5 protein-coding genes are annotated in these 5,512 nt (G+C 43.5%); 2 read left to right on the top strand and 3 right to left on the bottom strand.

The window, feature by feature from the left end:
• Both VE944_RS11985 and VE944_RS11980 read right to left on the bottom strand, forming a co-directional pair.
• A partial coding sequence (locus tag VE944_RS11985; protein WP_324977106.1) for a hypothetical protein occupies positions 1–658 on the bottom strand: 658 nt, incomplete at its 3' end.
• A gap of 691 nt (positions 659–1,349) precedes the next feature.
• Positions 1,350–1,880 carry a pentapeptide repeat-containing protein gene (locus tag VE944_RS11980; protein WP_324977103.1) on the bottom strand — a complete coding sequence of 177 codons (531 nt, stop codon included), beginning with the start codon at positions 1,878–1,880 and terminating at the stop codon, positions 1,350–1,352.
• A 278-nt stretch (positions 1,881–2,158) separates the two neighbouring features.
• Between VE944_RS11980 and VE944_RS11975 the strand changes: the two genes are divergently transcribed.
• Positions 2,159–3,049: a hypothetical protein gene (locus tag VE944_RS11975; RefSeq protein WP_324977099.1), complete on the top strand. Its 891-nt coding sequence runs from the start codon at positions 2,159–2,161 to the stop codon at positions 3,047–3,049.
• Positions 3,050–3,525: 476 nt separating this feature from the next.
• On the opposite strand, the gene VE944_RS11970 is transcribed toward VE944_RS11975, so the two are convergent.
• Positions 3,526–4,920, bottom strand: coding sequence for a TldD/PmbA family protein (locus VE944_RS11970; RefSeq protein ID WP_324977096.1), 1,395 nt, complete (start codon positions 4,918–4,920; stop codon positions 3,526–3,528).
• A gap of 317 nt (positions 4,921–5,237) precedes the next feature.
• Here VE944_RS11970 and VE944_RS11965 point away from each other — a divergent pair.
• Positions 5,238–5,512, top strand: a 275-nt coding sequence (locus VE944_RS11965; RefSeq protein WP_324977093.1) for an RNA recognition motif domain-containing protein, incomplete at its 3' end; no start/stop codon positions are given.

Raw genomic sequence — 5,512 nt, 5'->3', positions numbered from 1 at the left:
CGATTGGGGCATGAATGGTAGCAGGTGGGAGTAGTTTTGGCTGTCGTTGATGAGCAATTGGTGATGGTGAAGGCGGTGTACTTTCTTGTGAAGCTTGCCTTTGGCTGATAGCAGATGATAACTGAAACGTTGTTGAAGAAGCAAATTTTCCCGAAAGGGGAGATTTCAGGACAGTTTTATTCTCGCTAGCTTTCTCTTTCGCTTCTTTATCTACAGATGTTTTTTGTTCGGAACTTTTCAATTGTAGAGTTGCAGTATTGCTGTGTTGATAGCCGTTGCGAATCTTAGCAGGTGGTAGTTGAGGACTCGTGACTTTCTCCACAATAGGATTTTTCTTCGCTAGCGGTAGAGCTGGCGCAGGCGATGAAGTTAAACTTTGGGGAAATTTGCTACAAATCATCCGTTCAAATTCCATGTTGAAATGATATGTAGCCTGATCTCGGCGCTGCCAAAATACTAAAATTTGCTGCACAGAAACAGCCTTATAACGACCTTGATATAGTGCCTCAATCACTGCCAGGTGTAGCCAATTAAGCGGGTATTGCGTTTGCCAACGCTCAACTAGCTCATTGGCAGTATAGCCACTGAGATCGAAACTATAGTTAATTAACAAGGCGATCGCTAAGTTGGCAGAGGTGTCTGGAAGTGTTGTTAACATGGGGCTATTAGCTTTAGGCAATAGGTCTAAGAATTGTCACCCATCGCATATTAGCCTAACGTGCTTTTAACTACATGGTTTTTTTCCCAAGAGTACCAAGCCGATAAGCAGTGTTTCCTATTTTACTTGTCAACTTCCAGAATGCAACCCTACATAGACTGATTTAATCGCAGATGTTTGCCTAATGGCTACTAAATTAATGCCTGATAAACCATTTCTGTGCTGCACGACGCGTGTTACCGGACATGAAGGTGCAAGCAGACTGGAATCTGGATAGTTGACAAATGTCTCCTATTCTAATTTAGAGGCAACAGCTTTTCCGGCATAGTCGGGAATGCTATGAAAATCGTTATAAACTTCTAAAATATCGCTATAAGCCCAAAAAATCCTAGGGTACGCCCGTAAAATCAAGTGCTGAGATTTTGGGAAATGGGTTAAAAGCGATCAATCGCCACCAGAGTTACATACTGGACGCGAATCAGCCCTTTCTCTGAGAGGTGCTACGCAAGCTGGGAAGTCAAAAACCACACATTCACTCATTCAAAATTAAGAACCCCATAAATTTAGAGCTGCTGTATGCCTTTTTAAAATGCATGAATGCGTGAGTTCGAGCGTACTCCTACGGAGAAGCAAGCTACGCGTAGCGTCTCGTAGAGAGGCGAGTCGTCATGGGTTTATCTGGCTGGTAGTGTCACACATTTTCATCCAAGATTGTTCCTTCTATATTGGCTCCATCCAAATTTGCTCCGCTTAAATTTGTCTGGTTCAAATCTGCTTGAGTGAGATTTGCTTGGGATAAGTCGGCTACAGTTAAGTCTGCACCGCTCAAATCGGCTCCATCTAAATTCGCCGCTATCAAACTAGCTTCCTGCAAATCCGCTTCACTCAAGTTAGTTTCAATCAATTTAGCAACCGTCAAATCAGCCTGGCTCAAATTAGCTCCTTCCATTGCTGCTCCATCCAAAATAGCTCCATCTAAGATAGCTCCGCTTAAGTTGCTACCACTGAGGTCAGCATTGCTCAAATTTGCTCCATTTAAGTCTGCTTCAATCAAACTGGCTTGGGCTAAATTAGCGTGACTTAGATTAGCTCCATCTAAAATTGCTTTATCCAAAATTATGCCACTGAGATTGGCTTCCCTTAAGTTTGCCTCACTCAAATTGATACCAGTAAAGTCTCTGACACCTGCGGCATAGTTTTTCAGGAGTTGATCTGCTTTCATATCTGTCGCTGTGTTAAGGAACGTTTAATTGAAGCTATCCAGCTTACTCAGATAGGCAGTAAATCCCCAGTACGCGCCACGGAGGATTAGTGTAGTGAATCAAACCGGAGTGAATATCGAATCACCTTTACTTAGATTAGCCATCCTCAACTACTGGTGCTACTACCTAGAGTTGTAATTTTTTTCATACTTGGGAGGGATGTTGAGAGATTTAAAAACTTAAGCATTAGTGCAAAGCGATCGCTATACTCAATTGTGGTGTTCATCTGGCAAAGGTTATGACAAAACCAATTCGTATTCTTTTGCAGACTACGATTCCTACCACTGAAGATGACTGGAGCATTTTTCGTTTCTCGATGTTACAAGATTACTTAGCATCGATTAAAGACGAAGCAGGAAACTCCTTATTTGAAGTTACAGGACGCGATTACGAATCAGATGCAGTCGGTAGTGACCCAGTTTTAAGTAGTCTCGACAAATCAGATTTTGATGAACTTTGGCTATTTGGATTAGAGGTGGATAAGGGTTTAAGCGAAAAAGACATCGCTGGAATTAATGGTTTTCGCAAACGTGGTGGTGGTATTTTGACAACACGCGATCATCAGGATATGGGTTGTTCTATGTGTGGTTTAATTGACATTGGTGATATCCACTATTTCAACACCAAAAATCCCGATCCCGATGAATCGCGCTGGAGCCGAGATGACTCATACACAACTTATATCTCCTGGCCCAACTATCATTCTGGAGCTAACGGCGATTATCAAAAAATTACCATTGTTGAACCCATTCACGAACTTTTAAAAAATCCTAATTCACCTTCGGGAAGTATCGAATTTTTCCCAACACATCCCCACGAGGGCGGTATTGGCGCACCTTTGGGCAATACCAATGCGCGGGTAATTGCTTTGGGTAAAAGTTTAGTTACAGGTCGTAACTTCAATCTAGTTGTAGCGATCGAGCATCATCAAGATGAACAAGGAAATATACTAGGACGAGCAGTAGCTAACTCCAGCTTCCATCATTTAGTAGATTACAACTGGGATATTAACAAAGGCTGTCCCACTTTTGTAGATGAAGCACCAGGAGATGGTATGAAAAAAGAGCCACGCGCCTTAGAAGATATCAAAACCTATGTGCGTAACGTCGCTTTCTGGCTAGCAAATTAATTTGAATTGAGCCATTCTCGTCTGAAGAGTAATAGGGGAACATCCACTTTTGGAAGAAGTACCTGACGATTGGAAATCGCAGCTATACAAATTAAACCCGCCTAGCCTAGCGGCAACGGCAAAGCCGAACGCGGGTTTCAAGCAGTCGGACGAGAGTTTGTGAGCCAGCGACTTCTAGTCTGACGGCAATTGGCCAAAACGGAATACTCCCGACTAATAGTCTGTCAAACTAGTTTTGATGGTTGGTACTAAGTACAGTATTTCATTAATTCGTAGCAAATTAAATTTGGCAATGCTAACGCATCGACTGACAATGCCAATGCATCGGCTAACAATGGCAATGCATCGACTGACAATACTAATGCGTGCCCTTGGATTAAAAACGCTACGATTTTACGCAAAGCTGTAGTAAGCACTAAAGTGCTTACTGCAAACTTGTTTAATACAGACCTAATGCTACAATGGTTGGATGAAGTTTACGTTTCTCCACCAACCACTACATCTCGAATTCGGAGACTAGGGCCACCACAACCCACTGATAAACCATTTTGCCCTCCCTTACCGCAACCGCCAGACTCATCCCAGTAAAAATCATCACCAATTGCCTCAATATCCGCTAAAGTTTGGAATACATTTCCCGAAAGCGTTACATCCCGCACAGGTTCAGCAATTTTGCCGTTCCTAATCATCCACGCTTCCCCAGCACTGAAGGTGAACATTTCCCCATTCGTCATCCCACCCAACCAATTGCGGGCATACACTCCTTCTTTGATATCGCTGAATAAGTCTTTAACTGGTGTTTTACCCCGTTCAATCCAGGTATTTGTCATCCGCACAATGGGAGTAAAGTGATAGTTGAGACAACGAGCGTTACCCGTAGGCGCTTCCTCCAATTTGCCTGCGGTTTCACGAGAATGTAAACGTCCAACTAAAACTCCATCTTTAATTAGTTGAGTAGTAGTAGCAGGCGTACCTTCATCATCATAAAAATAGCTACCGCGATGTCCCTCTGGGGCAGCACCATCAAAAATTTGGAGTTCTTCTGGGCCAAACCGCCGTCCGATGGTCATGACTTCCAACAGATCGGGGTTTTCATAAGCCATATCGGCCTCAGAAAGATGTCCAAAGGCTTCGTGGACAAACAAACCCGTGAGAATTGGGTCAATGACTACAGTGTAAGTATTGCCTTTCACCGATGGCAGAGATAAAGCTGCGATCGCTCTTTGAGCGGCACTTTTTACCTGTTCATCCAAATCAGTTAAATCTTCATAACCTTTGCGAGAGCCAGTAGTTTCCCGTCCAGTTTGTACGGTTTCGCCATTTCTAGCGGTAGCGGCAAAGCGCATTTCCATATCCACCCAAGATTGCTCGATCAAAGTGCCTTCTGAGGTCGCTATGATCACTTTTTGAGCGCTGTCACCGTAACGCACCGAGGTAGTGGTAATCCGGTGATCAACGCTTTTGAGCAATTCAGTATAGCGATCGCACAATTGTTTTTTCTTCGAGAGTGGGATTTTTCGGGGATCAGTGCCTTTGAGGGGTAGAATGCATACTGCTTGCACCGGGTCAATAGGTGCAAGTAAAGTTTCTTCGTCACCAACCATCCGCGCAGCAGCGATCGCTTCTTCTATCCGATCCTGAATTGTCGCCAGTTGGTTAAAACAGCTCAAACCCCATCCACCTTTATAACAAGCGCGAATATGTCCACCAATAGAGATGCCAACGCTTAGAGTTTCTACCTTGTCGCCACGCAACAAGATATCAGTCCCTTCTGCTTCTTCAAGGCGAATCATCAGATAATCTACACGCTTAGAGTAGCGGGCGATCAGGTCAGAAAGTAAATTTTGTGCGTCAGCAAGTGTAGTCGGCATTTCCAATTAGTAACAATGACTAACTGCATTTATTTTGCAATTAATTGGGGAATATCTGCTACTCAATATAGGAGTTGCCCATGAAGGGGTAAGAGAAGATCAGAGAGACAAGGAAAAGAATCAATGCCCCATACCTAATCTTTAGTACTTCTAAGTTACGGTGGGTAAGAACTCAATGATGTGCTAAGGTAATTAGGTGAGAATAAAATTCGGTTACAGCGTTTGTTTTTAGTATTGACAGGCTTTTCCCTTTTGGTCTTAACAAGCTTGTCTCCGAAATCTAAATCTCTACACACCTATGATTTTGGAGATAACGCATGTCAATTTATGTAGGTAATCTATCCTACGAGGTCACACAAGAAGACCTCACATCTGTTTTTGCTGAACATGGTTCTGTAAAACGCGTTCAGTTGCCTACTGACCGTGAAACAGGCCGTCCACGCGGCTTTGCTTTCGTAGAGATGGGTACAGAAGCTGAAGAAACAGCTGCCATTGAAGCTCTTGATGGTGCTGAGTGGATGGGACGCGATCTCAAAGTGAACAAGGCCAAACCCAAGGAAGACAGAAGTGGTTCCTTTGGTGGTGGTGGTGG

Source organism: Nostoc sp., assembly GCF_035638895.1.
GTDB lineage: Bacteria > Cyanobacteriota > Cyanobacteriia > Cyanobacteriales > Nostocaceae > Nostoc.
The sequence above is the reverse complement of the archived record's forward strand: the minus strand, read 5'-3'. Positions and strand labels throughout refer to the sequence as shown.